At 62.8% G+C, this 25830-nt stretch carries 22 protein-coding genes, 1 tRNA gene and 1 riboswitch; of the genes, 11 read left to right on the plus strand and 12 right to left on the minus strand.

Translation table 11 applies throughout. The features are described from left to right. Positions 1-31: 31 nt before the first annotated feature. From pstB to phoB, 3 genes are all read left to right on the plus strand, one after another. Positions 32-814, plus strand: coding sequence for a phosphate ABC transporter ATP-binding protein PstB (gene pstB / locus AC4P1R_RS00575; protein ID WP_225191362.1), 783 nt, complete (start codon positions 32-34; stop codon positions 812-814). A 50-nt stretch (positions 815-864) separates the two neighbouring features. Further along, on the plus strand, positions 865-1578 hold the full coding sequence (phoU, locus tag AC4P1R_RS00580) for a phosphate signaling complex protein PhoU (protein ID WP_069459596.1): 714 nt from the start codon (positions 865-867) through the stop codon (positions 1576-1578). A 61-nt stretch (positions 1579-1639) separates the two neighbouring features. Beyond that, positions 1640-2323 carry a phosphate regulon transcriptional regulator PhoB gene (phoB, locus tag AC4P1R_RS00585; protein WP_069459595.1) on the plus strand — a complete coding sequence of 228 codons (684 nt, stop codon included), beginning with the start codon at positions 1640-1642 and terminating at the stop codon, positions 2321-2323. Positions 2324-2400: 77 nt separating this feature from the next. Here phoB and AC4P1R_RS00590 read toward each other — a convergent pair whose 3' ends face one another. Then, positions 2401-2919 carry a GcrA family cell cycle regulator gene (locus tag AC4P1R_RS00590; protein WP_069459594.1) on the minus strand — a complete coding sequence of 173 codons (519 nt, stop codon included), beginning with the start codon at positions 2917-2919 and terminating at the stop codon, positions 2401-2403. Positions 2920-3336: 417 nt separating this feature from the next. On the opposite strand from AC4P1R_RS00590, the gene AC4P1R_RS00595 reads away from it, so the two are divergent. From AC4P1R_RS00595 to AC4P1R_RS00605, 3 genes are all read left to right on the plus strand, one after another. After that, on the plus strand, positions 3337-4536 hold the full coding sequence (locus tag AC4P1R_RS00595; protein ID WP_151610783.1) for an aspartate aminotransferase family protein: 1200 nt from the start codon (positions 3337-3339) through the stop codon (positions 4534-4536). Between the two features lie 69 nt (positions 4537-4605). Continuing rightward, positions 4606-5523, plus strand: a complete 918-nt coding sequence (gene argF / locus AC4P1R_RS00600; RefSeq protein WP_069459593.1) for an ornithine carbamoyltransferase — start codon at positions 4606-4608, stop codon at positions 5521-5523. 281 nt (positions 5524-5804) lie between these two features. Then, positions 5805-6800, plus strand: a complete 996-nt coding sequence (locus AC4P1R_RS00605; protein ID WP_069459998.1) for an Hsp33 family molecular chaperone — start codon at positions 5805-5807, stop codon at positions 6798-6800. Positions 6801-6952: 152 nt separating this feature from the next. On the opposite strand, the gene apaG is transcribed toward AC4P1R_RS00605, so the two are convergent. Beyond that, the gene (gene apaG / locus AC4P1R_RS00610; protein ID WP_069459592.1) at positions 6953-7345 is read right to left on the minus strand and encodes a Co2+/Mg2+ efflux protein ApaG; all 393 of its coding nucleotides are present in this window, start codon (positions 7343-7345) and stop codon (positions 6953-6955) included. Between the two features lie 113 nt (positions 7346-7458). On the opposite strand from apaG, the gene AC4P1R_RS00615 reads away from it, so the two are divergent. Continuing rightward, entirely contained in the window at positions 7459-8073 is a 615-nt protein-coding gene (locus AC4P1R_RS00615) for a CDP-alcohol phosphatidyltransferase family protein (protein ID WP_069459591.1), read from the plus strand. A 58-nt stretch (positions 8074-8131) separates the two neighbouring features. Here AC4P1R_RS00615 and AC4P1R_RS00620 read toward each other — a convergent pair whose 3' ends face one another. Continuing rightward, positions 8132-9316, minus strand: coding sequence for an O-succinylhomoserine sulfhydrylase (locus tag AC4P1R_RS00620; protein ID WP_069459590.1), 1185 nt, complete (start codon positions 9314-9316; stop codon positions 8132-8134). 43 nt (positions 9317-9359) lie between these two features. After that, positions 9360-9438, minus strand: a riboswitch (SAM riboswitch). 75 nt (positions 9439-9513) lie between these two features. Here AC4P1R_RS00620 and AC4P1R_RS00625 point away from each other — a divergent pair. From AC4P1R_RS00625 to AC4P1R_RS00635, 3 genes are all read left to right on the plus strand, one after another. Beyond that, positions 9514-10611 carry a 2'-deoxycytidine 5'-triphosphate deaminase gene (locus AC4P1R_RS00625; RefSeq protein ID WP_069459589.1) on the plus strand — a complete coding sequence of 366 codons (1098 nt, stop codon included), beginning with the start codon at positions 9514-9516 and terminating at the stop codon, positions 10609-10611. 49 nt (positions 10612-10660) lie between these two features. Beyond that, positions 10661-10735: transfer RNA gene (locus tag AC4P1R_RS00630), tRNA-Gly, on the plus strand. Positions 10736-10779: 44 nt separating this feature from the next. Further along, entirely contained in the window at positions 10780-11622 is an 843-nt protein-coding gene (locus AC4P1R_RS00635; protein WP_425353242.1) for a transporter substrate-binding domain-containing protein, read from the plus strand. Positions 11623-11664: 42 nt separating this feature from the next. Here the strand turns inward: AC4P1R_RS00635 and AC4P1R_RS00640 are convergent, their stop codons facing one another. From AC4P1R_RS00640 to AC4P1R_RS00680, 9 genes are all read right to left on the minus strand, one after another. Then, a complete protein-coding gene (locus tag AC4P1R_RS00640) occupies positions 11665-12486 on the minus strand; it encodes a sterol desaturase family protein (RefSeq protein WP_151610784.1) in 822 nt (273 codons plus the stop codon). A 269-nt stretch (positions 12487-12755) separates the two neighbouring features. Then, a complete protein-coding gene (locus tag AC4P1R_RS00645; RefSeq protein WP_069459587.1) occupies positions 12756-13166 on the minus strand; it encodes a tellurite resistance TerB family protein in 411 nt (136 codons plus the stop codon). A gap of 27 nt (positions 13167-13193) precedes the next feature. After that, positions 13194-13994 (minus strand): thermonuclease family protein, encoded by an 801-nt coding sequence (locus AC4P1R_RS00650; protein WP_069459586.1) that lies wholly within the window; start codon positions 13992-13994, stop codon positions 13194-13196. 13 nt (positions 13995-14007) lie between these two features. Further along, positions 14008-14646, minus strand: a complete 639-nt coding sequence (locus AC4P1R_RS00655; RefSeq protein ID WP_069459996.1) for a S24 family peptidase — start codon at positions 14644-14646, stop codon at positions 14008-14010. 345 nt (positions 14647-14991) lie between these two features. Next, entirely contained in the window at positions 14992-15519 is a 528-nt protein-coding gene (locus AC4P1R_RS00660; protein ID WP_069459585.1) for a winged helix-turn-helix transcriptional regulator, read from the minus strand. Positions 15520-15650: 131 nt separating this feature from the next. After that, a complete protein-coding gene (locus tag AC4P1R_RS00665; RefSeq protein ID WP_492177283.1) occupies positions 15651-16256 on the minus strand; it encodes a LysE family translocator in 606 nt (201 codons plus the stop codon). Positions 16257-16369: 113 nt separating this feature from the next. After that, a complete protein-coding gene (locus tag AC4P1R_RS00670; protein WP_069459584.1) occupies positions 16370-18583 on the minus strand; it encodes an FAD-dependent oxidoreductase in 2214 nt (737 codons plus the stop codon). Between the two features lie 21 nt (positions 18584-18604). After that, complete coding sequence (locus AC4P1R_RS00675) at positions 18605-19813, minus strand: acetyl-CoA C-acetyltransferase (RefSeq protein ID WP_069459583.1); 1209 nt, start codon at positions 19811-19813, stop codon at positions 18605-18607. Between the two features lie 108 nt (positions 19814-19921). Next, entirely contained in the window at positions 19922-21718 is a 1797-nt protein-coding gene (locus tag AC4P1R_RS00680) for an acyl-CoA dehydrogenase C-terminal domain-containing protein (protein WP_151610785.1), read from the minus strand. 381 nt (positions 21719-22099) lie between these two features. Between AC4P1R_RS00680 and AC4P1R_RS00685 the strand changes: the two genes are divergently transcribed. Continuing rightward, positions 22100-25720, plus strand: coding sequence for a peptidoglycan-binding protein (locus tag AC4P1R_RS00685; protein ID WP_151610786.1), 3621 nt, complete (start codon positions 22100-22102; stop codon positions 25718-25720). Positions 25721-25830 lie beyond the last annotated feature (110 nt).

Genomic DNA, 25830 nt, shown 5'->3' on the forward strand with positions numbered 1-25830 from the left:
GATGAACAATATGTCCGCTACGACAACGACGATGACGATGAAGGCCGCCGCCATGAACCAATCGAAAGTTTCCGCCCGCGGTGTGCAGGTCTATTATGGCGACAAACACGCCATCAAGGATGTCGCCATCGAGATCCATCCCCGCTCCGTAACCGCCTTCATCGGCCCGTCCGGTTGCGGCAAGTCGACGTTCCTGCGCTGTATCAATCGTATGAATGACACGATCAGCAGTTGCCGGGTCGAAGGCCATATCGCAATCGACGGGGAAGATATCTACGATCCGAAGGTGGATCCGGTGCAACTGCGTGCCAAGGTCGGCATGGTGTTCCAGAAGCCGAACCCGTTCCCGAAGTCGATCTATGAAAACGTCGCCTACGGTCCGCGCATCCATGGCCTCGCTTCGAGAAAATCCGAACTCGACGACATCGTCGCATCCGCCCTTCAAAAGGCCGGCCTCTGGAACGAAGTGAAGGATCGCCTGGATGCGCCGGGCACCGGCCTCTCCGGCGGCCAGCAGCAGCGCCTCTGCATCGCCCGGGCCGTTGCCGTCAGCCCGGAAGTCATCCTCATGGACGAGCCTTGCTCGGCGCTCGACCCGATCGCGACCGCCAAGGTCGAGGAACTGATCCACGAGCTTCGCGAGAACTTCACCATCGTTATCGTAACCCATTCGATGCAGCAGGCAGCCCGCGTGTCGCAGCGCACGGCGATGTTCCACCTCGGCAACCTGGTCGAAGTGGACGATACGGATAAGATCTTCACCAATCCGGACGACCAGCGCACGCAGGACTACATCATGGGCCGGTTCGGCTAGCGAACCCGACTCCACCGACGATCAATCGAGCGCGTCCCGAGGAATATAAGATGACCCATCCACACATAATGTCCGCCTTCGACGACGAGTTGAAGTATCTCACGCGCCGCATCTCCGAGATGGGAGGGCTCGCCGAGCAAATGGTGGCCGACTCCGTCCGGGCCCTGGTCAATTCCGACCTGGCGCTCGCCCAGAAAGTCATCTCGGACGACGCCCTCCTCGACGAGGCCGAACGCCAGATCGGCGAGAAGGCGATCGTCACCATCGCCAAGCGCCAGCCCATGGCATCGGACCTGCGCGAAATCATGGGATCGATCCGTATAGCGGCCGACCTGGAGCGCGTCGGCGACCTCGGCAAGAACACCGCGAAACGCGTGATTGCGGTTGCCGGCTCTGGAATCCCGCGCAAGCTCGCGCGCGGCCTCGAGCATTTGGCCGAACTCGCTTTGGTCCAGCTCAAGGAAGTGCTTGACGTCTTTGCCTCGCGCTCGCCGGAGAAGGCCAACAGCATTCGCCAGCGCGACGAGGAGATCGACGCGATCTACACGTCGCTCTTCCGCGAATTGCTCACCTACATGATGGAGGATCCGCGCAACATAACACCCTGCACGCATCTTCTTTTCTGCGCCAAAAACATCGAGCGGATCGGCGACCATGCGACCAACATCGCCGAGACGATCTATTACATGGCGACAGGCGCCCAGCCGGAAGGCGAGCGGCCGAAGGATGATACGACAGCAACGATGGGGTCGGTGACGGACTGACACCGAAAGGGGAGAGGGGCGCCTTCCAACTGATGGACCGAGGCAAGGAGTTGTAGCTTAGATGTTGCCGAAGATAGCTGTTGTCGAAGACGAGGAGGCGCTGAGCGTGCTGCTGCGCTACAACCTCGAAGCCGAGGGCTTCGAGGTCGATACTATTCTTCGCGGCGACGAGGCTGAAATCCGCCTGCAGGAACGTCTGCCCGACCTCTTGATCCTCGACTGGATGTTGCCCGGCGTTTCCGGCATCGAGCTTTGCCGCAGACTTCGACAAAGACCGGAAACGGAGCGGTTGCCGATCATCATGCTGACGGCGCGCGGCGAGGAAAGCGAGCGCGTGCGAGGGCTCGCGACCGGCGCCGACGACTATGTCGTCAAGCCGTTTTCGACTCCGGAACTGATGGCGCGGGTCAAGGCGATGTTGAGGCGCGCCAAACCGGAGGTCCTGTCGACGGTGCTCCGCTGCGGCGACATCGAACTCGACCGCGAGACGCATCGCGTCCATCGCCGCAGCCGTGAGGTTCGGCTCGGGCCGACGGAGTTCCGGCTGCTGGAGTTTCTGATGTCTTCGCCGGGACGCGTCTTTTCCCGCTCGCAACTGCTTGACGGTGTCTGGGGCCACGACATCTACGTGGACGAACGCACGGTCGATGTCCATGTCGGCCGCCTGCGCAAGGCGCTGAACCTCTCCAACATGCCCGACGTGATCAGGACGGTGCGCGGCGCCGGCTACTCGCTCGAGGGGTAAGTTCGAAAATCAATGCTGTTTCCAACAAAAAAGGGCCCATGGGCCCTTTTGCGTTGTTGCGCGATCGAGATCGAACGTCAGCGGATGCGCCGGCGTTCCGCCGAAGGCTGGTAGGCAAGCCGCGCATGATAGTTGCAATAGGGCGAGGATTCCGGCGAGTCGTTGCCGCAGAAGTGAAACTCCTCCTTTAGCGGATCGCCGATCGGCCACTTGCAAGTCCGTTCGGTGAGCTGCGTCAGCTCCAGGCGGCGCGACATCGGCAGGACGATGTTGGCATCGGGTGCGAATTCCTGTTCGGCGACTAGGTCGACCGCCACCTCTTCCTTGAGGACGGTCGCACCGGCAGGGCGGGCGACGGTGCGGGTGACGGCCCGAGCGGCGTAATTCGGTGCACGCGGCGCCGAGGTCGCTCGCTTGGGGCGCGCGGGGGTCGTGGTCCCGCCCGCCTTTGCGCGGCCCGGCAGGCTCAACCGGTGTACCTTGCCGATGACGGCATTGCGACTGACGCCGCCCAGTTGAGCCGCGATCTGGCTGGCGCTCAGGCCCTCGGACCACAGCTTCTTCAGTTTCTCCACCCGCTCGTCAGTCCAGTTCATATCTGCACTCCCCGTTCTCGGCGCTGGGATGGGCAGAATCCATCACCGTCCTCCAGAAAACCCCTGGAGTCACAACGCGATAACTATTTTGGTGACTAGGTCCGCCGCATGCGTCTAGTAATTAAATCTTAACCTACCGGCAGGGTGACTCTGTGGCAAGAGTCGCCGGAATCGCGCCGAATCGATTTCGCGGTTTTCCCCAACTTGCTGGCTCATAGTTGCATTTTTGCAAGCCCCGCGACGCGATTTTTTTGCGACGCGGAATCCGAGTTCGCAAGGTGGCCGCAGCCCTTGGTTTTCTTGACATTGCGCTGCGAAATGGGAATAGTGCCTCCGGCCGCCGAAAGGCGGCATTTTGATTTTTTCGGGCCGGATATCGAACGGTCCGCCTGCGATGCTGAGGAAGGAGAAGCCCGGATGGCCGCAACGCCGCCGCTCTATGATACCTATTTGCGTGCGCCGTTGCGTTTCGAGCGGGGCGAGGGCGTCTGGCTGATCGCGGAAGACGGTACCCGCTATCTCGACTTCGCCGCCGGCGTCGCCGTGAACTCGCTCGGGCATGCCCATCCGCATCTGATCGATGCGCTGAAGGCGCAGGCGGAGAAACTCTGGCACGTCTCCAATCTCTATGATGTTCCCGGGCAGGAGAGCCTTGCGCGGCGCTTGACGGCGGTCACCTTTGCCGACCGGGTGTTTTTCACCAATTCGGGCGCCGAGGCGCTGGAATGCGCGATCAAGACGGCGCGCCGCTATCACTTTGCCAAGGGCCATCCGGAGCGGTTCCACGTCATCACCTTCGAAGGCGCATTCCACGGCCGTACCATCGCCACGATCGCCGCCGGGGGGCAGCAGAAATACATTGAAGGCTTCGGACCCAAGGCGCCCGGTTTCTATCAGGTGCCGTTCGGCGATATCGCCGCCGTAAAGAGCGCGATCAACGACGAGACCGCGGCTATCCTGATCGAACCGATCCAGGGTGAGGGTGGGGTGCGCCTGGCCCCGAAGGAGTTCCTGCAGGAATTGCGCGCGCTCTGCGATGAATTCGGGCTGCTGCTGATCCTTGATGAAGTACAGTGCGGCGTGGGCCGCACCGGCAGGCTCTTTGCCCACGAGTGGGCAGGTATCCGGCCCGACATCATGGCCGTCGCCAAGGGCATTGGCGGTGGTTTTCCGCTCGGCGCGTGCCTGGCGACGGAGGCGGCCGCCGCAGGCATGGTGGCCGGGACGCACGGCTCGACCTACGGCGGCAATCCACTGGCAATGGCCGTCGGTAATGCGGTCCTCGACGTCGTCCTCGCCGAGGGGTTCCTTGACAATGTGCGTGACGTCGCGCTCGTGTTCCGCCAGGGGCTCGCTTCGCTCAAGGACCGTTTCCCCGATATTATCGAAGAGCTCCGCGGCGACGGGCTGATGCTTGGCATCAAGGCGAAAGTGCCCTCACCCGACCTTTTGAAAGCGATCCGGGCCGAAAAGCTGCTCGTTGTTCCGGCAGGCGAGAACGTGCTGCGCCTCCTGCCGCCGCTGATCGTCACCGCGGCTGAAGCGAGGGAAGGGCTCGCGCGGCTCGAGCGCGCCGCAGAGGCTGTGAGGGCCGCGGGCGGCACAGCTGCCGCCTAACTGCGGCGAGGCGCCTCCGCGGTGCCGATGCCCTAAGATCCACGGAACTATCACAGGAAATACAGCAATATGACCGCCACCAGACATTTTCTCGATCTTTCGGCCATGACGTCCGTCGACCTCAGGACGATCATCGACGACGCCCGGATGCGCAAGTCGGCGACAAAGGCCGGAACGGCCGACAAGCCGCTTGCCGGCAAGATGCTGGCGATGATTTTCGAGAAACCGTCCACCCGTACGCGCGTCTCCTTCGATGTCGGGATGCGGCAGCTCGGTGGCGAGACGCTGTTTCTTTCTGGCACCGAAATGCAGCTCGGTCGGGCCGAAACCATCGGCGACACGGCGAAGGTCCTCTCGCGCTACGTCGACGCGATCATGATTCGCACCACTGACCACCGCCGGCTCCTTGAATTGGCCGAGCACGCGACCGTGCCGGTCATCAATGGCCTTACGGACGACACGCATCCCTGCCAGATCATGGCGGACATCATGACCTTCGAGGAACACCGCGGGCCTGTCGGGGCGAAAACGATCGCTTGGACGGGCGACGGCAATAACGTGTTGCACTCTCTGATCGAGGGATCGGCGCGCTTCGGCTATCGGATGAACATGGCGGTCCCGTTCGGCTCCGAGCCGCAGGACAAGTTCCTCAACTGGGCTCGGAACAACGGCGGAGAGATTCTGCTGTGTCATGAACCGGAGCAGGCCGTCGCCGGCGCCGACTGCGTCGTCACCGACACGTGGATCTCGATGAACCAGGAGCACCGCGCCCGCGGCCACAACGTTTTCCAGCCCTATCAGGTCAACGAGGCTTTGATGAAGCACGCGGCACCCGATGCCTTGTTCATGCATTGTCTGCCGGCGCATCGCGGCGAGGAGGTCACGGATGAGGTGATCGACGGGCCGCAATCGGTTGTCTTCGACGAGGCGGAAAACCGGCTTCACGCGCAAAAGTCGATCCTCGCCTGGTGTCTCGGCGTCGTTTGAAGGGGCCTTCGCTGGTCGAAGTGAAGCGGTCGGCGGAGGCTTGAATCCGGCCCGGATCGACACAATCTAGGCGAAATGGAGGGTGGCTCCGGCATGAGTGCTGCGAGTGCCGCCCATAAAACCAGCGTCCGGACGAGCGAGGCTGCTTCTGCAGTGGCGCCGTCGGCGGGCCGTGAATTCTGGACAAATCCGTTCACAACGGGATCAAATGGGATAACGGGCAGGTTGCACGAGGGCATTCGATGCCCGGCGACCAGCGCCTGCGAGACAAGGAGCAAGCGATGACGGAGATAGCACCGGGGCTGGGCGAGTTCGATTTCGCCGGTGACGATCATGTCGTGCCCTTTCATGTCGAGGATCTCGACGTCCGCGGCCGCGCCGTTCAGCTTGGTCCGATGCTCGACGCGATCCTCGAGCGGCACAACTATCCGCTTCCGGTTGCCCGGCTGCTCGCGGAGACGGTGGTGCTGACGGTTTTGCTCGGCACCTCGCTGAAATTCGAAGGCAAGCTCGTCGTGCAGACGCAGAGCGATGGCCCGGTCGACCTCGTCGTTGCCGATTTTTCGACGCCCGACCGGGTGCGTGCCTATGCGCGCTTTGACGAGGAGGCGCTTGCGGCAGCCGAGAAGGGCGGCCGTACTCAGCCGCACGAGCTCCTGGGCAAGGGCATCCTGGCCTTCACCATCGATCAGGGCGCCCACACGCAGCGCTACCAGGGCATCGTCGCGCTTGATGGTGCGACGCTCGAGGAGATCGCTGGCGTTTATTTCCGCCAATCGGAGCAGATCCCGACCAAGGTGCGCCTCGGCGTTGCCGAGCTACTCGACCGCGACGAAAACGGCAAGCCGCGGCACCGCTGGCGCGCCGGCGGCATGGTGGCTCAGTTCCTGCCCGAGGCTCCGGAGCGGATGCGCCAGCCGGACCTGCACGGCGGTGACGGCGACGATGGCAGCAGCAACGGCCTCTTTGAGGAGGATGATCTCTGGACAGAAGCCAAGGTAATGGTCGAGACGATCGACACCGACGAACTCACCGACCCGACGGTCGGCACCGAACGCTTACTCTACCGGCTGTTCCATGAGCGCGGCGTCCGCGTCTATCAGCCCCAGGCTGTCTACGATCGATGCAGTTGCTCGCGCGATAAGATCCGCAACGTGTTGGAGGGGCTCAGTCAGGAGGACATTGAGAGCAGCATCGAGGACGGGCTGATCAAGGTGACCTGCGAATTCTGCTCCACCACCTATCGCTTCGAGGCGACCGAGGTGCACTCGCGGTAGCAGACGGACGGGGCGCCTGTGCGCCCCGCTCCAGCTCTCGAATGGGGGAGTAAGGGGCAGGACCACAGCGCCGCGCGTCTTTTCAGGCGCGCTGATGTCGCTGTAATTCATTGGATCTGCGCATCGAGCTCTCCGAAAATCGGGCCGATGCGCTAGTTCAGTGTGCGAACCTGCCCGGGGGTGTCCAGCGAGAAGGCGGGGATCGCGACGTTGAAGGTCTCTCCGTCCTCCGCCTCCATGCTGTAGTGGCCGAACATGACGCCAGAAGGCGTGTCCAGCGGACAGCCGGAGGAATATTCGTAGGTATCGCCGGGATTGAGCAGCGGCTGTTCGCCGATAACGCCGGATCCGCTGACCTCGTCGACCTGCCCGTTCTCGTCGGTAATATGCCAGTAGCGGGTCACCAGCCGAACGGCGATTTCGGAATGGTTCGATATGACGATGCGGTAACCCCAAACATAACGGCTGTCGTCGGGATCAGACTGCTCTTCCAGATAGTACGGCTCTACCGTGACTTCTATGTCGCGAGTGAGTGCGCGATACATGTTTCGACATCCTGTTCCAATTCCGTGCGGATATCCTATAGCAATAAGGTTTCGTGAAGAATAACGGCAATATCGCCCGAGTCGTACACAATTTTCACTTGAAGGACTGAGACATGCTCGACGGGGCTGTGCGCAGGCGGCTCGAGCCAATACTGGATCGGATCGGAATGGCGCTTGCAAACCATGGCGTCGGGGCCGATACGGTGACCATTGCCGGTTTTCTGCTCGGTCTTCTGGCCGCCGTCCTGATCGCCTTTGAATTCTATTTCTCCGGCGCAGCCTTGATCCTGTTCAGCCGGCTATGTGATGGCCTCGACGGTGCCGTCGCCCGCGCCAGCCGCAAGACGGATCTCGGGGGCTTTCTCGACATCGTCCTCGACTTCGCCTTCTACGGCGCGATCCCGCTCGCTTTCGTCATTGCCGACTCGGCCGCCAACGGCCTCGCCGGCGGCTTCCTGCTGTTTTCCTTCTATCTCAACGGCGCCACCTTTCTCGCATTCGCCGTCATGGCGGAAAAGCGGGCGATGACGACCGAGGTAAGAGGCGCGAAATCGCTCTATTTCACCACGGGGATCGCCGAGGCGACGGAGACGATCGCCTTTTTTCTCGCCTGCTGTCTTTTCCCTTCCTGGTTTCCAACTCTTGCCGCGTTCTTCGCCGCTGTCTGTCTTTACACCGCTTTGTCCCGGATCGTGCTGGCGCGTCTCGCTTTCCAGGACAAACAATGAAAAGCCGCCCGCGCGTGACGCAGGCGGCCAAAGCTCCTTCGGGTTCAGGCTGAGCGGATCAGGCTTTGACGCCCTTCAGCGCCTGCGCAAAATCCTCGATGAGGTCGTCGCCGTCCTCGATGCCCGCCGAAAGGCGGACGGTGCCGGCGGAAATGCCGAGTTCGGCCCGGGCTTCATCGGAGAGGTTCTTGTGGGTCGTCGTTGCCGGATGCGTGATCAGGCTCTTGGCGTCGCCGAGATTGTTGGAAATCCTTATGATCTCGAGCGCGTTCTGCAGCGCGAAGGCCGCCTCCTTGCCGCCCTTGAGTTCGAAGGCAACAAGCGTCGAACCGCCGCTCATCTGCTTGGCGATGATGTCGGCCTGCGGATGATCCCTGCGGCCCGGATAGAGAACACGAGCGACCTGCGGCTGCTCGGCAAGGAAATCTGCAATTCGACGCGCATTATCCGTCTGCTGTCTTACACGCAGCGGCAGGGTTTCGACGCCCTTCAGCAGCGTCCAGGCGTTGAAGGGAGACATGGCCGGACCGGTGTGGCGGAAATAATCGTGCAGGTTCTCGTCGATCCACTCCTTGCTGGAGAGCACCACGCCGCCAAGACAGCGACCCTGGCCGTCGATGTGCTTCGTCGCGGAATAGACGACGACATGGGCGCCGAGTTCCAGCGGCTTCTGGAAGAGCGGCGTCGCGAAGACGTTGTCGACGACGAGCTTGGCGCCGACCTGGTCGGCGAGGCGGGCGACGCCGGCGATGTCGATGACCTCCAGCGTCGGATTGGTCGGGCTTTCCAGGAAGAAGACCTTGGTATTCGGGCGGATCGCCTTCTCCCAATTGGCAAGATCGCGGCCGTCGACGAGGGTGCATTCGACGCCATATTTCGGCGCAAGCGTCTCCACGACCCAGCGGCAGGAGCCGAAAAGCGCCCGCGCGGCAACGATGTGATCGCCGGCCTTCACCTGGCAGAGGATCGCCGCGGATACGGCCGCCATTCCGGAGGCGGTGGCGCGCGCATCCTCGGCGCCTTCGAGCATGCACATGCGCTTCTCGAACATGTCGTTGGTCGGGCTGCCGTAGCGGGCGTAGATGAAGCCGTCGGTCTCGCCCTTGAAGCGCGCTTCCGCGGCTTCCGAGCTCTCGTAGACGAAGCCTTGCGTCAGGAAGATCGCTTCGGAGGTTTCGCCATACTCAGAGCGGAGCGTTCCACCGTGGACGAGTTGGGTTGCCGGGCGCCAGTTCTTGCTCATCGGACAATCACTTTCAAAAACAAAAAAACCGGCCGCAAAACGGCCGGTTCGAAACCCGGCCTTTTTAGCTATTTGTTTAACGTGGCTGCAAGCCGACCGGCCAAATCACCACGGGATAAAGCTGCAATACTGCTTGGCTGTGCTTGCGTCAATTCCCGGAGTTTGGTTTTGTCTGGCAGATTGAGAAGAGGAACGCAATGGCCCGCGAAACAGGGATATTGGCCGACCGCGCGATTGCCGCGCTGCACGCTTCGGGACGGTTGAAGAGCGAAAGGGCGCTGGATCATGACCAGATCCAACCGGCCAGCCTCGATCTTCGCCTCGGTTCCAAGGCCTTCCGGGTGCGCGCGAGCTTCATGCCTGGGCCGGCGCATCTTGTCGCCGACAAGCTCGATCGGCTGAAACTGCACGTCGTCGATCTCAGCGAAGGCGCGGTGTTGGAAACGGGCTGCGTCTACATCGTGCCGTTGATGGAAAGCCTTGCGCTGCCGGAGAACATGTCGGCCTCGGCCAACCCGAAAAGCTCGACCGGACGGCTCGACATCTTCACCCGCGTCATCACCGACCGGGCACAGGAGTTCGATAAGATTCCGGCCGGTTATAGCGGCCCGCTCTATCTTGAAATCAGCCCACGGACTTTCCCGATCGTCGTGCGCCGCGGCTCGCGGCTCTCGCAAATCCGCTTCCGTGTGGGGCAATCGCTGCTTTCCGAACGGGAATTACTGGCGCTGCACGAGAGCGACACGCTCGTTGCCAGCGAGCAGCCGAACATCACGGGCGGCGGCATCGCGCTATCGATCGATCTCAAGGGCACCGGTCCGGATGGGCTGATCGGCTATCGCGGCAAGCACCACACCTCTGTCGTAGATGTCGACAAGAAGGCCCAACACCCCGTCTTCGACTTCTGGGAGCCACTCTATAGCCGCGGCCGCGACGATCTGATCCTCGATCCGGACGAATTCTACATCCTCGTCTCGCGCGAGGCGGTGCACGTGCCGCCTCTCTATGCCGCCGAAATGACCCCCTTCGATCCGCTTGTCGGCGAATTCCGCGTCCACTATGCCGGCTTTTTCGACCCGGGCTTCGGCCATGCCTCCGCAGGGGGCAGCGGCAGCCGCGCGGTGCTCGAGGTCCGCAGCCACGAGGTGCCCTTCATTCTCGAACACGGGCAGATCGTTGGGCGCCTGATCTACGAGCACATGCTGGAGCGACCCGACGGGCTCTACGGCCTTGATCTCGGGTCGAATTACCAGGCGCAGGGGCTCAAGCTCTCAAAGCATTTTCGCGCCGAGTGAGCATTGTGCTTGACAGATCGCGGCCGTTGAGGAAATTTCCGCTTCTGACGCGGGTGTAGTTCAGTGGTAGAACGCCAGCTTCCCAAGCTTGATGTCGTCGGTTCGATCCCGATCACCCGCTCCATTTCTTCCCCCCGTGGGCGTGGGGCCGTGGCAAGTGGAATTCAAATCCTGCTTCGGGCCATAGTCGGATTCGTGGCCGTTTGCACGTCGCTTGCCGCCGGTACGGCGCTGGCCGAGCCGAAGGGCCTCCCTTTGCTTTTCGACGCCCGCGAGCGCATCGCCAAACCCGACTTGAGCGCGCTACCGCGATTGCGCTTTCTCACCACCGTCGATTTTCCACCCTTCAACTTCATCGACCAGTCCGGAAAACTCTCGGGCTTCCATGTCGACCTCGCCCGCGAAATTTGTCGGGAACTCGAGATCGAGCCGAAATGCCAGATCCAGGCGGTGACTTATGAGGAATTGGCCCCCGCTCTGGAAGAGGGGCGGGGGGAGGCGGTCGCCGCCGGCATCGCCGTCACGCCGGAACTGCGGCGGAGCTTTGCATTTTCCAGGGCTTTCATGCAATTGCCGGCCCGCTTCATTCTCAACACGAAGGCGGCAAACGGCTTGGAAAGCCCAGCCGATCTCGCCGGCAAGCCCATAGGCGTCGTCTCCGCTACGACGCACGAGGCTATGTTCAAGGCCTTCTTCCCTCGGCTCAAAGCCCAGGCCTTTTCCGATCGGGATGCGATGCTCTCCGCCCTGCGGGAAGGCTCGATCGCGGCCGCCTTTTCCGACGGTATGCAACTCTCCTTTTGGGTTTCCGGCAGCGGGGCCGCCGGCTGCTGCAGTCTGATGGAAGGCGCCTATTTCTCGCACCGCTTCCTTGGCGAAGGGCTGACGATCGTCAGCCGCAAGACCGAGCCCGCCCTGGCCCAGGCGATCGACCATGCCCTGCTGGCACTTTCGCGCAGCGGCGGGCTCGAAGAGATCTACCTGCGCTATTTCCCGAATGGGATCTATTGAACGGCTGAATGCCTGGCCGGCGGCGCCGCGCGCCTATGCGGGCTATTCTCGCCGAAACGGCAGGAGCATCGACCAGACAAGCTTCGTCGGGTCGACCCGCCCATAGACCTTCAAGCCCGTTTCGATCGCGTCACCGCTTGCCGGGTGCGCGACATAGGTCGCAAACAGCCGGTCCCAGATGGAAAGGTTGAAGCCGTAATTGGAATCGGTTTCGCCCCTCTCGACGGAATGGTGAATGCGGTGCATGTCCGGCGTGACGATCACCCGCCGCAAGAACCGGTCGGCCTTGCCTGGCAGCCGCAGATTGGCGTGGTTGAACATTGCGCAGGCATTGAGAACGATCTCGAAGATCAGGACGGCGAGCGCCGGGGCGCCGAGCAGCATAATGACGAGGCCCTTCCAGACCATCGAGAGCAGGATCTCCAGCGGATGGAAGCGAAGCGCCGTCGTCACGTCCACCCCGGGGTCGCTGTGATGGACCCGGTGGACGCGCCACAGCAGAGGGACTTTGTGGAACACCACGTGCTCCAGCCAGACGGCAAAGTCGAGCGCAACGAAGGCGATGATCCCGCCGAGAAGCTGCGTGACGCCGAAGCCGGGCAGGATGCCGATCCCGCGCGCTTCAGTCCAGATTGCGACGCCGACGGCGGCTGCCGGAAAGGCGATGCGCAAAAGCACGGAAGACGCAACGAAAATTGCGAAATTCGTCGCCCAGCGACGGCCCTTCAGCATGCGCGTCAGTTCCGGCCGTTCGAGCCGCGGGTGCAAGAGCTCGAGGACGGCCAGGGCAGCGAAGGCAGTCGTAAAGGCCACCAGCCGCCAGACCGGTTCAGCGAAACCCAAGAAAAGCTGTTCGTCCGTCATTCCTGATCAACCCGCTACAGCGCCGCGCGTCTCTTCAGACGCGCAAAGGTCGCTGTAACGCTTTGAATCTGCGCATCGAGCTTTCCGAAAATCGGGTACGATTTCGGACCGATGCGCTACTGCATGTCTCCTTTAATCGACCTCGATCAAAGGACAAAGACATGCAGCAATTCAAAGTGCTACAGCGACCTTTGCGCGTCCAATAGACGCGCGGCGCTGTAGACGATAGGATGCGTCGCGGCGTGCTGTCAAAGACCGGTCCGCCGGCGCTATCTGCGGAAGCGCGCGATTGCGCCGCGTTCGATCGCAGCACAGGTGAGTTTGTCCAACTGCAGCCGGTCACGCAGCAACTGGAGGAGGCGGATCTCCTCGTTGCGGATGCGCTGATCGGCGGCAGCGATTTCCACGGCAAGCGCATAGGCCGTATCATGAAGCCGCTGCGGCAGTGCCTCGCGCAGCATCTCGAGGGTGACATCAAGGCCCTCGGGAGCGGCAAGCTGGGTTGCGCACTCGCGACCGATGTGAATCAGTTCGTTCTCGTCGAAGCCGTCGAAGGCCGGCAGGAACCGCACGAGCCCGCCGATACGCGCGAATTCATCATCGGTCATGTCGCGGTCGACGGCAGACATCATCACCATGACGTAGACAAGGGCTTCATGTTGGCTGAGGCTTGAGGGCATCGGGTCACTCCAGGAAGGTAACAGCGGTTAGTTGGGAATCTCGCTTCCGGCTTGCAAGCCTCCCGAGGCCGATCCGCGATCCCTCGGATCCTCGCCATAGATGCCACGCCTCGCTTTTCGCGCGGCGTTTGTCGCCGCCTCGAGAGATGTGCCCGGCAGAGCAATGGCCCAGCCGTTCGCCGCAAGCCATTCGGCAGCGTTCCGACCGCCGACGGAGCAGGTGGCGACCGCGGCTCCGTCCGGCTTCTCTTCCATGTGATCGCAAACGAGCGCTCGACCCCTGAGGAAATTGCGGAACGCCGTGCGCGCGATCATACCGCAAGGCCAGGCCTCGCCATTTCCCCCGCAGACCTTTTCGACGCCTTCCGGCTCTATCTCCCTGAATTGCAGCGTGAGGTCGCCCGATTTGACCAGCCCCGCGGCAAGGGCGACGGGGCGGTGAAGAACGATCGGCGAAGGCTTATGGACTTTATCCGGCCCGGACAGTGGAGGGCGCGGCGCGATGCGTTCAAGCGGCCGCGCAAGCTGGTCTTCCGGAAGGGCGAATAGGTCGGGATCGACGGAGCGTAAGGGCAGGCGGGCGGTCTTTTCGGTTGCGCCCTGTCCGGCAGCGCCTTCCTTTTCGGCAGCGGGTGACCTGGGCGAGGCGGGCACGTCCTGCAACGGGGTGGTCTCTTCCGTGGCAGCAAGATCCGGCGTATCGAGAACGAAATCTTGCGGCAAAGCGCGTTCGCGGTCGCGAATGGCGACGGCGCCACCCATCAGGAGACCGGCAAAGAACAGAATGGCGGCGAGTGCGCCAGCGATGGTGAAGAGTTGCTGCCGCATCGGCAAGAATGTCCTACTGGCTGGCCCAGAGGATCCGGGCAATCCATTCGACGTCCTTCATCTCGAAACTGCGATCGGGGTGTTCGGGGTTGAGCGACATGAGCTCGATGCCGCGTGGTGTCTGTCGCGCCAGGATCTTGGCCATGACTTCGCCCCCTTGTGTCCGGACGACAACGCGGTCGCCGCGCCGCACGTGGGCGCTCGGGTCGATAATAAGGATGTCGCCGTCACGGTAAAGCGGCAGCATGCTGTCGCCCTGGACTTCGAGCGCATAGACCCCCGCCCTATCCCCATCAGAGACGGGAAAGTCGATCTCATCCCAGCCTTGCCCGGCCGGAAAGCCGCCGTCATCGAAATATCCGCCGGAACCGGCCTGGGCGAAGCCGAGCAGCGGAATACCCGCCGGGCGCGCAGCCCCACTCCCGGGCTGCAGGAGTGCAGTGAACTGCTCAACCGTCGCGCCGGTTGCATCGAGGATTTTCGAGATCGATTCCGTCGAGGGCCAGCGATCGCGGCCGTCGCGGGATTTGCGTTTCGAGCGGTTGAAGGAGGTCGGATCAAGGCCGGCCCGGCGCGCGAGCCCCGAAGGCGAAAGCCGATGACGCTCTGCCAGCGCGTCGATCGCGCGCCAGATGCTGTCGTGTGAGAGCATGTCGAATTCCATCCCCGAACGCGATCGACGCCGTCCCTTGCCATCGCTCCCAATGCACATCGCCCAGCTGTGCCTGGCGCTCGAGGGGGGAGACGACGCTATAAAAACTGGTGCGCCTTTCATCAAACCGATCAGGTGCAACGTTCGTCCTTTGGAGCGCACAAAGGACGCCGTAGGCCTAGACTATCCGAGCAGTGGAAGGCCGTAAAGAACGCACAGGAAAATAGTCCTCGAACTTTGCCGTAGTACAGCGCCGCGTGTCTTTTCAGACGCGCAAGGGTCGCCGCAGCTCTTCGAATCCGGCATAGGCCTTCCGAAACGCACTTCCGATTTCGGGCCGATGCGCTATCCGCTGGGTTCGTCGAGCTCCCGTTGCATTGTCTTGCGGCCGACAACTTCCTCATAGGCCGACTGCAGGGCGCGGCGAACGGAAATCTCCTCCGACGGCTTCGCGACAGGGCCGAGATGTTCCGCCCTGAGTTCGTCCATGAAGCGCTCCCATAGCTCCGGTCCGCCTTCTTCCATCAGTCGCGCGCGGATGCTGAGCTCCTCGCTCACAGGCAGGTAGCGCCGACCCCAGGCGCCGAGATGCGCCATGATCGGCACCAGCGCGATCGCCTTTTCCGTGAGGCTGTAGATTGCCTTCTGCTTATGGCTGGGATCGGCGCTCTTCGTGAGCATACCGGACTCCGTAAGCGTCTTCAGTCGATCGGCGAGGATATTAGAGGAAATCCCTTCCTCGGAGCGCAACAGCTCGCGGAAATGCCGCTTGCCGCCGAAGATCATGTCGCGGATGATCAAGAGGCTCCATTTATCCCCGAAGACTTCGAGCGAGAGGTTGATCGGGCAGCCCGAGCGATGGTCGTCAGTCATGTTGGCCTCCAGCGGGCGGGTACGGCGCTCTCTCTCCATGCCGCTCGGAACTGCTTGTACTATTGCACCAGTTGTGTGCCCCCGCAACGGCGTTCGGCCGCTGGGAGACGTGCGGCCACGCCCGCTGAAGATCAGACAACCGTGGCAAGCGCGCTGCCCGCCATCGCGAGGGAGAAGAAGGCGAGGAAACCGGCCGCGATTCGGCGGAACAGTTGCTGACCGGCCTTGCGAGTGGGACCGCGGCCGAGAATTGCGCCGGCGCCGATCCAGAGCGAGCCGGCAGTGAGCGTCAGCACCACGAACCAGGCGAGCCAGGGCAGCATTGCCATCAAACCCACCTGTGGCATGATGACCAGTGCCACGACCAGAGCCTTGGGGTTGAGAAGCGTCGTCACGAAAACCTGCCCCGCCCCGATCGGCCGCTCAGCGGCCCCCGACGCCGACGTCAGCCAGAGTGAGCGCGCTAAGAACAGGACCCAGACCGCGGCTGCAAACCTCAGCAGTATCCCGAGTTCAGGCAGGGCTATTAAGAATGGCCTGGCGAACATCGATATCGGAATGGTTACGGTGAGATAGCCGCAGACCTCGGCTACGAGCAGGCGAATGGAACGGCGCGGGCCGGCCGTCGCGCCCGATAACCACAGCAGCGTGTTGGTCGGACCCGGTGTTGCGAGTAGCAGCGAGACGGCGAGAACGAAGGGGAGCGGCTGCATGATTGCTTCTGCAAATTTGTTCACTTCCTCATAGCCCGGTCGCCCGTCGACCCGTTTGATCCTGCTCAATTTGACGCCAGGCTGACGAAGGGCCGCGGTTGACGGGCGGCCCTCGCTTCGTTCGGGAGGCGCGCAGCCTATGCCGCCCGCTGCGCCTCGCCATAGGGGTTGAAGCGGCCATAAAAGGTCTCGCCTTTCTCGGCCATGTCTTTCAGAAGCGGCGTCGGCTTGAAGTGGTCGCCGTAGTCTTCGGCGAGCTTTTCGCAGAGTTCGACGAAGGCATTGACGCCCATGCCGTCGATATAGGAGAGCGTACCGCCGGTATACGGCGCAAAACCGAAGCCTAGGATAGAACCGACATCGGCCTCACGCGGGTCGGTGACGATGCCTTCCTCAATCGTGCGGGCGGCTTCCAGCGCGATGGTCGCGAGGAAGCGCCGCTTCAGCACCTCGACATCGATCTTCTCGGCGTCCTTCTGCGGATAGAGCTCCTTAAGACCCGGCCAGAGATACTTCTTCGCCGGCTTTGCCGGATATTCGTAGAAGCCCTTGCCGTTCTTGCGTCCGCGGCGGTCGAACTCGTCGACCATCTTGTCGATCAACGCCATGTGGCGCGGATCGACGGCTTTCTCGCCGAGATCGGCAACGGTCGCTTTCAGGATCTTTTGGCTGAGGTCGATCGCCACCTCGTCGTTGAGCGACAGCGGCCCGACCGGCATGCCGGCCATCTTGGCGGCGTTCTCGATCATCGCCGGCGGCACGCCCTCTATCAGCATGTCATAGGCCTCGTGGATATAGCGGAAGACGCAGCGGTTGACGTAGAAGCCGCGCGTGTCGTTGACGACGATCGGTGTCTTCTTGATCGCTGCGACGTAGTCGAGCGCCGTCGCGAGCGCTCGGTCGCCGGTCTCCTTCCCGAGGATCACTTCCGTCAGCATCATCTTCTCGACTGGCGAGAAGAAATGGATACCGATGAACTGGTCCGGCCTTTTGGAGTTCTTGGCGAGGCCGGTGATCGGCAGCGTCGAGGTGTTCGAGGCGAAGATCGCATCCTGGGCGATTACCGCTTCCACATTCTCGATTACGTCTTTCTTCACCTGCCGGTCTTCGAAGACCGCCTCGATCACGAGGTCTGCGTCCTTGAGATCGCCATAATCGGCCGACGGCGTGATGCGCGAAAGCAGGGCCTCGCCCTCGCCCTTCGTTAGCCGGCCTTTGCCGATCGAGTCCTTGACCAGCCCCTCCGAATGCGCTTTGCCCTTTCCGGCCGCTTCCATGTCGCGGTCGATAAGGGTGACGGGAATCCCGGCGGCGGCCGTTACGTAAGCGATCGAGGCGCCCATGAAGCCTGCGCCGATGACGCCGACCTTTTTCAACTCGGTCTTCGGCACGCCGGCCGGCCGGCGGGCGCCCTTGCCGAGCTCCTGCATCGAGATGAACAGCGAACGGATCATCGAAAAAGCTTCGGTCGTCTGCAGGATTTCAGTGAAATAGCGCTGCTCGATCCTGAGGCCCGTATCGAAGGGAACCTGCAGTCCCTCGTAGACGCTTTTCAGGATGGCGATGGCCCCCGGATAATTGCCATAGGTCTCGCGGCGCAGGATGGCCGAGGCCGCGGGCCAGAGCTGCGCGGAAGCCGGCGTCCAGATGCCGCCGCCGGGCAGCTTGAATCCCTTTTCGTCCCAGGGCTGAACCGGCTTCAGGCCGTTCTTGATCATCCCCTTGGCGGCGTCGATCAACTTGTCTGGATCGACCACTTCGTGCACGAGACCCATGGCCTTCGCGCGGGCGGCCGTCAGCGACGAGCCGGTCGTCATCATCTGCAGCGCGTCCTGCGTATTGGTCAGGCGCGGCACGCGCTGAGTGCCGCCGGCACCGGGAAAAATGCCGACCTTGACCTCAGGCAGCGCGATCTTCACAGATTTCGCATTGGAGGCGACACGCCCATGGCAGGCGAGCGACAGCTCGAAAGCGCCGCCCATGCAGGTGCCGTTAATCGCGGAGACCCAGGGCTTGCCGGAGGTTTCAAGCTTGCGGAAGAGGCCGCTCAGCCGGCCAGCGAGATCGAAGAGCTTTTGCGACGCATTGGCCGGATCCTTCGCCTTTTCTTCGGCCTGGATCGCGAACATCGACTTGATCATCGTGAGGTCGGCACCGCCGGAGAAGGAGGATTTGCCGGAGGTGATGACGACGCCCTTGACGGCCGGATCACCACTCGTCTGATCGACAATGGCGTCGAGCTCCGCCATCACCTCCTGAGTGAAGACGTTCATCGTCTTCTCGGGCATGTCCCAGGTGACCAGCACGATGCCGTCGGCGTCGGTTTCGATCTTGAAGTTCGTATAAGACATATTCTCTCTCCCGGGATCGGATCAGACGCGTTCGATGATCGTGGCGGTGCCCATGCCGGCGCCGATGCAGAGCGTAACCAGGGCGGTGTTGAGGTCGCGGCGCTCGAGCTCGTCGAGCACGGTGCCGAGGATCATGGCGCCGGTGGCACCGAGCGGATGACCCATGGCGATCGCACCGCCATTGACGTTGATCTGGTCGTGGGGGATGTCGAAGGCCTGCATGAAGCGGAGCACGACGGCCGCAAAGGCCTCGTTGAGTTCGAAGAGATCGATGTCGGACAGCTTCATGTCCGCACGCTTCAGGATCTTCTCGGTGACATCCACGGGGCCGGTCAGCATCAGCGCCGGATCCGAGCCGATATTGGCGAAGGCGCGAATGCGGGCGCGGGGCTTCAATCCCATGGATTCGCCGCCGGCCTTCGAGCCGAGCAGAACTGCCGCGGCGCCGTCGACGATCCCCGAAGAGTTTCCGGCGTGGTGGACGTAGTTGATCCGCTCGATCTCCGGATGCGCCTGGATCGCGACGGCCTCGAAGCCGCCCATCTCTCCGGGCATCTGGAAGGACGGATTGAGCGAGGCAAGCGCCTGCATGTCGGTGCCCGGACGCATGTGCTCGTCGCGGTCGAGGATGGTCAGACCGTTCCGGTCCTTGACCGCCACGACAGAGTCCTTGAAGTAGCCCCTGTCCCAGGCATGGGCCGCACGCTGCTGGCTTTCGACGGCATAGGCGTCGACGTCGTCGCGGGAGAAACCGTATTTGGTGGCGATCAGGTCGGCGGAGACGCCCTGCGGCATGAAATAGGCCGGCAGATTGACCGACGGGTCCATGAACCAGGAGCCGCCCGACATGCCGAGGCCGATGCGCGACATCGATTCGACGCCGCCGGCTATGACGATGTCGTCCGCCCCCTGGGCGATCTTGGCAGCGCCGAAATTCACCGCGTCGAGACCGGAGGCGCAGAAGCGGGAGATCTGCATCCCCGGCGCCCGCGTCGAATAGCCGGCCTCGAAGGCAGCCGCCTTCGGGACCACCGCGCCCGCATCCATCACCGGATCGACGCAACCCATGATGACATCGTCGACGGTCGACGTGTCGAGCCCGTTGCGGTCGCGCACCGCCTCGAGCACCTTGGCTGCAAGGCGGACGGAGGGCACTTCGTGCAGTGCGCCGTCCTTCTTGCCACGGCCGCGCGGCGTGCGCACGTGGTCGTATACGAAGACTTTCGTCATCTCTTGATCTCCTGTTCGGCGGCACTCCCGGCGCCGGCATATGAAAACTTGGAGCCGGATGCGGACAAAACGCTGCACGCTTCTCCTCAAGCCAGCTCCAGCTTGAAATCAGAATGCGGCAGCGTCCAGTGCCATCATCGAGTCGGCACCGGTTTCGATGCGGGCCTTGCGAAGCGCCGTCTCGGGCATGATGCGTTCCATGAAAAACCGCGCCGTGATCAGCTTGTTCCTAAGATAATCGGCATTGTCTGGTGCTCCTGCCGCGAGCTTTTCCTCCGCGGTCTTCGCGATCTTCGCCCACATGTAGCCGAGCACGACGAGGCCGAAGAGGTGCATGTAATCGGTCGAACCGGCGCCGGCATTGTCGGGCTTGGCCATGGCGTTCTGCATGAACCACATCGTGGAGGCCTGCAGGTCGCTCAGTCCCTTCTTCAGGCTCTTGGTATAGCCGGAGAGCCTGTCGGCGCCGCGGTTCTCCTCGCAGAAATCGCCGATTTCCTTGAACAGAGCCATGACCGCGCGGCCGCCATTCATCGCCAGCTTGCGCCCGACGAGGTCGAGCGCCTGGATACCGTTCGCCCCCTCGTAGATCATGGCGATGCGGGCATCGCGCACATACTGGCTCATGCCGTGCTCTTCTATATAGCCGTGGCCGCCGAAGACTTGCTGCGCCATGACCGCATGGTCGAAACCCTTGTCGGTCAGCACGCCCTTCAGGATCGGCGTCATCAGGCTGAGCAAGTCATCGGCCATTTGCCGGTCCGCCTCGTTGTCGGAACGGTGGGCGATGTCGGATTGCAGCGCCGTCCAGAGCGTGAAGGCGCGGCCCGCCTCGTTGAAGGCCTTGATCGTCATCAGCGTGCGGCGAATGTCGGGATGGACGATGATCGGGTCCGCCTTCTTGTCCGGCTCTTTGGCGCCGGAGAGCGATCGGCCCTGCAGCCGCTCGCGGGCATAGTTCACGGCATTCTGGTAGGCGATCTCGGCGATCGACAGCCCCTGCATGCCGACGCCGAGGCGAGCTTCGTTCATCATCACGAACATGGCGTTGAGGCCCTTGTTCTCCACGCCGATCAAGTAGCCGGTCGCATCATCGTAGTTCATGACGCAGGTGGCGTTTCCGTGAATGCCCATCTTGTGTTCGATCGCACCGCAGGAGACGCCGTTGCGCTCGCCGGGCTCGCCATTCGCGGCGAGCTTGAACTTCGGCACGATGAAGAGCGAAATGCCCTTGACGCCTTCCGGGGCACCTTCGATGCGGGCCAACACGAGATGGATGATGTTCTCCGACATGTCGTGCTCGCCGGCGGAGATGAAGATCTTCTGCCCGGAAATCCGGTAGCTTCCGTCACCGTTCGGCACTGCCTTGGTACGCAGCAGTCCGAGATCTGTACCGCAATGCGGCTCGGTGAGATTCATGGTTCCGGTCCAGTTGCCGTCCACCAAGTTCGGCAGGTAAGCCCGTTTCTGTTCGTCCGACCCATGTGCCAGGATGGCGGCAATCGCGCCTTGCGTCAGGCCGGGATACATCATCAGCGCCATGTTGGCAGAGGACATGTATTCGCCGACGGCAGTATGCAGCGTATAGGACAGGCCCTGGCCACCGAACTCCTCCGGCGCCGCGAGACCGAGCCAGCCCCCCTCACGGTAGAGATCATAGGCCTCCTTGAATCCCTTCGGCACGGCGACCGATCCGTCCTCGTGGCGCCTGCAGCCTTCCTGGTCGCCCGAAAGATTGACCGGGAATAGCACTTCCTCGGAAAGCCTGGCTGCTTCGCCGACGATCGCCGCGAGCATGTCCGGCGTCGCATCCGCGAATCCCGGCAGATTGCGGTAGCGTTCGATCCCGAGCACGTCGTTGAGGATGAACAGGGTGTCTTCAACCGGAGCCTTGTAGATGGGCATTCTTTCCTCGCCTTGATATCCCGTCGGGCCGCGCCGCGCGGCTTGCCCGTTTCCTGCCTTTGAGCACGCACCACGAGCATCGCGTGCGGCAACGTGTACAGGATGCTACAAAACTTTGACGTTTGCGTAAACGTCAAAAATTAGAATCCGAAAAGTTTCGTCCGTGGGAGCCTATGCAGCCTGACAAATCGTTAAAAATCGAACCAGTTAACGGCTTGTTTACCACGTTCGCTGAATTGTGCGCTTTGAGATGGTCAAGGCTGCAACCGGTCCGATTCGCCCGTGTTGCGGCATTGCCCGCATCGGCTGAGCGCCGCTGAATGTAAGGGCACTTCCCTCCTATGGCGCTCTCGATGATGGTCACGACAGGGGCGAGAGACAATGAACGGATCGCGAGCCAATTCTCAGCGCATGGGCAACCCGTCCTATGGCGACAGGTCTTCGCTCGATGCCCTCAATCGCACCATCGAGGGGCTCGAGGCACGCATCGAAGGCCTGATGAGCAGCGTCAGCCGTGAACCGCCTCAGGGGGAGAGGCCGCGCGCACCGGCTGACAATCCCGTTTCCGAGATACTCCAGCGCCAACGGGTACTCAGTGCCGGCCGCGAACGCTCGCCATTGCGAGAGCGCTTGGCCGCGCGCGAAGCAGAACGTTCGGCCCCCCGGTCTCCGGAAGAGACGCGATATCAACCGCATTCGCTCCGGCCCTCCGCAGCTACCGATATCGCCGAGGCGCTCGTGGGCTTGCGCCAGGATCTGAAGCGAGAAATCGGCGATGGTCTTGTCCGCGAGATGCATGCGCTTCGCTCGGAAATCCGCAGCATCAAGTCCGAGGTGGCGCAGGATCGCGGCTTTGCCGCCGACGTCCGGACCGATATGCAGCGGCTTGCCGAGAGCATCGGTCAGCTCGGCAGGCATGCACCATCGGCCCAGGCGGAGGCGCTCCGGGCCGAATTCGACGACCTTCGCGCGACGCTTGACGGCCTGGCGCGCGAAGACAGCATGCGCCGCATGGAGAATCGCTGGAGCGGGGTCGAGGACCGGCTGAACGCCTTCGACCAGAACCGCGACGATGAACTCGTGGCGCTCGCCTACCGACTCGACGAGATCAAGACGCAGATCGCGTCCCTGAACAAAGGCCCCGGTATCGACGCTTTGGAGGATAAGCTCGTGGCGGTTGCCCAGGCGGTCGAACTGCTCGGCCGCCAGATTCAGCCGGACGACCGCCGCCTGTCCACGAAATTTTCCGATCTCGATGCGCGGCTCGACGAAATCAGCCGGGCGATTGCAGTCAACAGCCGCAATGCCGGCACGGACACGTCCTTCGTCAATCGCCTGGAAAGCAGGCTCGGCGATCTCTCGCGCCAAATCGACCATCTCTCCCGCCCCTCCGATTCCGGACTCGGTGCCAGGATCGAGGCACTGTCGGCGCGCGTCGAGGACTTGGCCGGCGAGAGATCGGCCGCCCGGCTCGAGGAGCGTCTCGATCATCTTTCAGCTCTTCTCGAGCACGGCCAACGCACCGCCGATCCCGAGCTCACCGGCTATCTTGCCGATATTTCGCGCAAGATAGAGGCGCTTGACCAGGGCAGCCTCAATGGCGGGCTCGTCGAAAGGCTCGATTACCTCGCCCGCCGCATCGACGAGCTGGATGCGCAAGCCGAAGCGCCGATGAGCGATACTCGCTTCGACAGGCTCGAAGACCGTCTTGCCGACATCGCACAGCGCCTCGAAGAAACGCAGGCCGCTCCCTTCGACGATCGCGAGGCCCTGCGCAATCTCGAGGCGCAGATCAGCAATCTCTCCACGCTTGTGAGCCAGCCGCATGGGGAGTCCGGTCAGGCGGCGTCGGCGGAGTTCGAGAGCCGCATGAACGCGCTTGAAGACTATCTGGCCACAAGCGACGAATATATTATCGAAGCCGCTCGGCAGGCGGCTGAAGCGGTGATGGAGGCCTATTCCAAGAACGTCTCGTCGCACACGTCGGCAGGCGCCGACATGGCCGCAATCTCGGCCCTTGCCGAAGACCTGCGCGCGCTCGAAGAGCTCAGCCGTTCGAGCGACGACCGGACCGCGCGTACCTTCGAGGCCCTGCACGACACGCTCGTCCACATCGCTGAAAAGCTCGAGCGGCTGGAGGAGAACCGGCCGCAACGGAGCGTCGGCGCACCGGCAATGCCGAAGGCCGCCCAGCCCGACTTCGAAGAACCGTCTCCGGCTGCGGATCCCGACTACCGCGACGGCGAGTTGCAGCGCAGCGTACGGGCGCTGCAATCCGAGAGCAGAGATTTCGTTGCGGAGCCGGCTGCGGCCGAATCCATGGTTTCGCTTGATATTTCGACCGTGGAGCGGGTGGAGGAACAGCCTGCAAAGGCGGGCCTCCTGGCCGGCCTGACCCGGCGTTTTTCTTCCAAGCGCAATGCGGCGCCACCGGCGCAGGCGCGACAGCTTGTCGAACCGGCCCCGTCGATCGACCCCTCCGAAATGCTTGCGACCGAGGAAGCCAATCTGCTCCTTGAGCCCGGTTCCGGTGTTCCCGACGTCAAAAAGATCCTCGAACGGGTCCGCGCCGGTCAAATGGCACGTGGCGGTCAGCAGGCACCCGGTGGCGACAAGGCGGATTTCATCGCCGCCGCGCGCCGTGCGGCACAGCTTGCCGTGGAAGAGGCCGACATGCATAACCGGGCCAGGGACAACAGGGCGCCCTCGGCGTTCTCCGGCGCTTTGGCCCGTCATCGCCGCCCGATCCTGATGGCGGTCGGCGCGGTGCTGTTGGCGATCATGTCCTATCCGCTCGTCAGCACGATGCTGAAGGGCAAGGAAGCACCGGCTCAGCCGGCAGTGGCGATCGAACGTCGGGCGGAACCTGAAGGCGCGCAGCCGAACGCCGCAACTGCGGTTGAAACAGCTCCCGCCGCAACTTCTGAAACGGCCGCTGAAGAGCCGGCGGGCGATGCGCCGGCAGGGGCGGCGCAGGCCGCCTCCGCTGCTGACGAGGAAGATGCTGCAAGTCCCGCCGCCCGCGGCGCGGGTGCTGCACCTCTGCTGCAGCCGGCGGCAGGGACAACGGGTCCCGTTTCATCATTCGAACATTCCTCGCATGAGGCGTCCGGGGTTCCGGCGCTCGAACAGGCGAAGGCGATCGACGTCGTTCTGCCGGAAGGGTTCGGACCGCCGGCACTGGTGACGGCGGCCAAGGGCGGTGACCCGCTGGCATTTTATGAGATCGGCGCCCGCTTCACCGAGGGCCGCGGCGTGAAGGAGGATCTCGCCGAGGCCGCCAAATGGTACCAGCGTGCGGCCGATGCCGGTGTCGTGCCGGCGGATTACAGGCTCGCCAATCTTTACGAGAAAGGGGCCGGCGTCGAGCGCGATGCCGCCAGGGCCAAGGTGCTCTACCTGAAGGCTGCGGAAGCGGGCAATGCGAGTGCGATCCACAATCTCGCAGTCATGCTCGCGAGCGGACGCGACGGCGCCCCGGATTTCGTGGAGGCGGCAAGGTGGTTCGAGAAGGCCGCCAACTTCGGCGTCCGCGACAGTCAGTTCAATCTCGCCGTGCTCTATGCCCGCGGCAATGGCGTCGCTCAGAGCCTCGAGGAGGCGTACAAGTGGTTTGCCATCGCAGCCCGTGACGGCGACAAGGACGCGGCCGAGAAGCGGGACGAGATCGCCAGGGCGATGAACCCGGACGTGCTTTCGAGCGCCAAGGCGAAGATCGACGCATGGAAGGCACAGCCGGTCGACGCCAAGGCCAATACGGTCGAGGTGCCGGACGCCTGGGTCGGGAACTCGACAAAAACGGCGTCGGTCGACATGACAAAAGCCGTGCGCAACATCCAGGCCATCCTCAACAATAACGGCTTCGATTCCGGTCCGGCGGATGGGCAGATGGGCAGGAAGACGATCGCCGCGATCAAGGCCTTCCAGAAATCGATCGGTCATGAGCCGACCGGGGAGATCACGGACGCGCTGGTGAGAGAGCTCTTGAAGCGCAACGCGTAACGAAACCAGCTCCGGCGCAGTACGTCCAGGCGCACACAGAACCCCAGTCGCACTTGCCCGCCGGCCCGGCTACGCTCTTTCCGCAGCCGCGAGAAAAACGCCCCAATAAT

This window comes from Sinorhizobium sp. Y406 (genome assembly GCF_058732025.1).

Coding starts and splice junctions, on each gene's coding strand:
- AC4P1R_RS00595 (WP_151610783.1), top strand. CDS start 3,337: ATGGCCGCAACGCCGCCGCTCTATGATACCTATTTGCGTGCGCCGTTG.
- AC4P1R_RS00640 (WP_151610784.1), bottom strand. CDS start 12,486: ATGACGGACGAACAGCTTTTCTTGGGTTTCGCTGAACCGGTCTGGCGG.
- AC4P1R_RS00660 (WP_069459585.1), bottom strand. CDS start 15,519: ATGACTGACGACCATCGCTCGGGCTGCCCGATCAACCTCTCGCTCGAA.
- AC4P1R_RS00650 (WP_069459586.1), bottom strand. CDS start 13,994: ATGCGGCAGCAACTCTTCACCATCGCTGGCGCACTCGCCGCCATTCTG.
- AC4P1R_RS00615 (WP_069459591.1), top strand. CDS start 7,459: ATGCTCGACGGGGCTGTGCGCAGGCGGCTCGAGCCAATACTGGATCGG.
- argF (WP_069459593.1), top strand. CDS start 4,606: ATGACCGCCACCAGACATTTTCTCGATCTTTCGGCCATGACGTCCGTC.
- phoU (WP_069459596.1), top strand. CDS start 865: ATGACCCATCCACACATAATGTCCGCCTTCGACGACGAGTTGAAGTAT.
- AC4P1R_RS00645 (WP_069459587.1), bottom strand. CDS start 13,166: ATGCCCTCAAGCCTCAGCCAACATGAAGCCCTTGTCTACGTCATGGTG.
- AC4P1R_RS00685 (WP_151610786.1), top strand. CDS start 22,100: ATGAACGGATCGCGAGCCAATTCTCAGCGCATGGGCAACCCGTCCTAT.
- AC4P1R_RS00670 (WP_069459584.1), bottom strand. CDS start 18,583: ATGTCTTATACGAACTTCAAGATCGAAACCGACGCCGACGGCATCGTG.
- apaG (WP_069459592.1), bottom strand. CDS start 7,345: ATGTATCGCGCACTCACTCGCGACATAGAAGTCACGGTAGAGCCGTAC.
- AC4P1R_RS00675 (WP_069459583.1), bottom strand. CDS start 19,813: ATGACGAAAGTCTTCGTATACGACCACGTGCGCACGCCGCGCGGCCGT.
- phoB (WP_069459595.1), top strand. CDS start 1,640: ATGTTGCCGAAGATAGCTGTTGTCGAAGACGAGGAGGCGCTGAGCGTG.
- pstB (WP_225191362.1), top strand. CDS start 32: ATGACGATGAAGGCCGCCGCCATGAACCAATCGAAAGTTTCCGCCCGC.
- AC4P1R_RS00620 (WP_069459590.1), bottom strand. CDS start 9,316: ATGAGCAAGAACTGGCGCCCGGCAACCCAACTCGTCCACGGTGGAACG.
- AC4P1R_RS00625 (WP_069459589.1), top strand. CDS start 9,514: ATGGCCCGCGAAACAGGGATATTGGCCGACCGCGCGATTGCCGCGCTG.
- AC4P1R_RS00655 (WP_069459996.1), bottom strand. CDS start 14,646: ATGCTCTCACACGACAGCATCTGGCGCGCGATCGACGCGCTGGCAGAG.
- AC4P1R_RS00605 (WP_069459998.1), top strand. CDS start 5,805: ATGACGGAGATAGCACCGGGGCTGGGCGAGTTCGATTTCGCCGGTGAC.
- AC4P1R_RS00680 (WP_151610785.1), bottom strand. CDS start 21,718: ATGCCCATCTACAAGGCTCCGGTTGAAGACACCCTGTTCATCCTCAAC.
- AC4P1R_RS00590 (WP_069459594.1), bottom strand. CDS start 2,919: ATGAACTGGACTGACGAGCGGGTGGAGAAACTGAAGAAGCTGTGGTCC.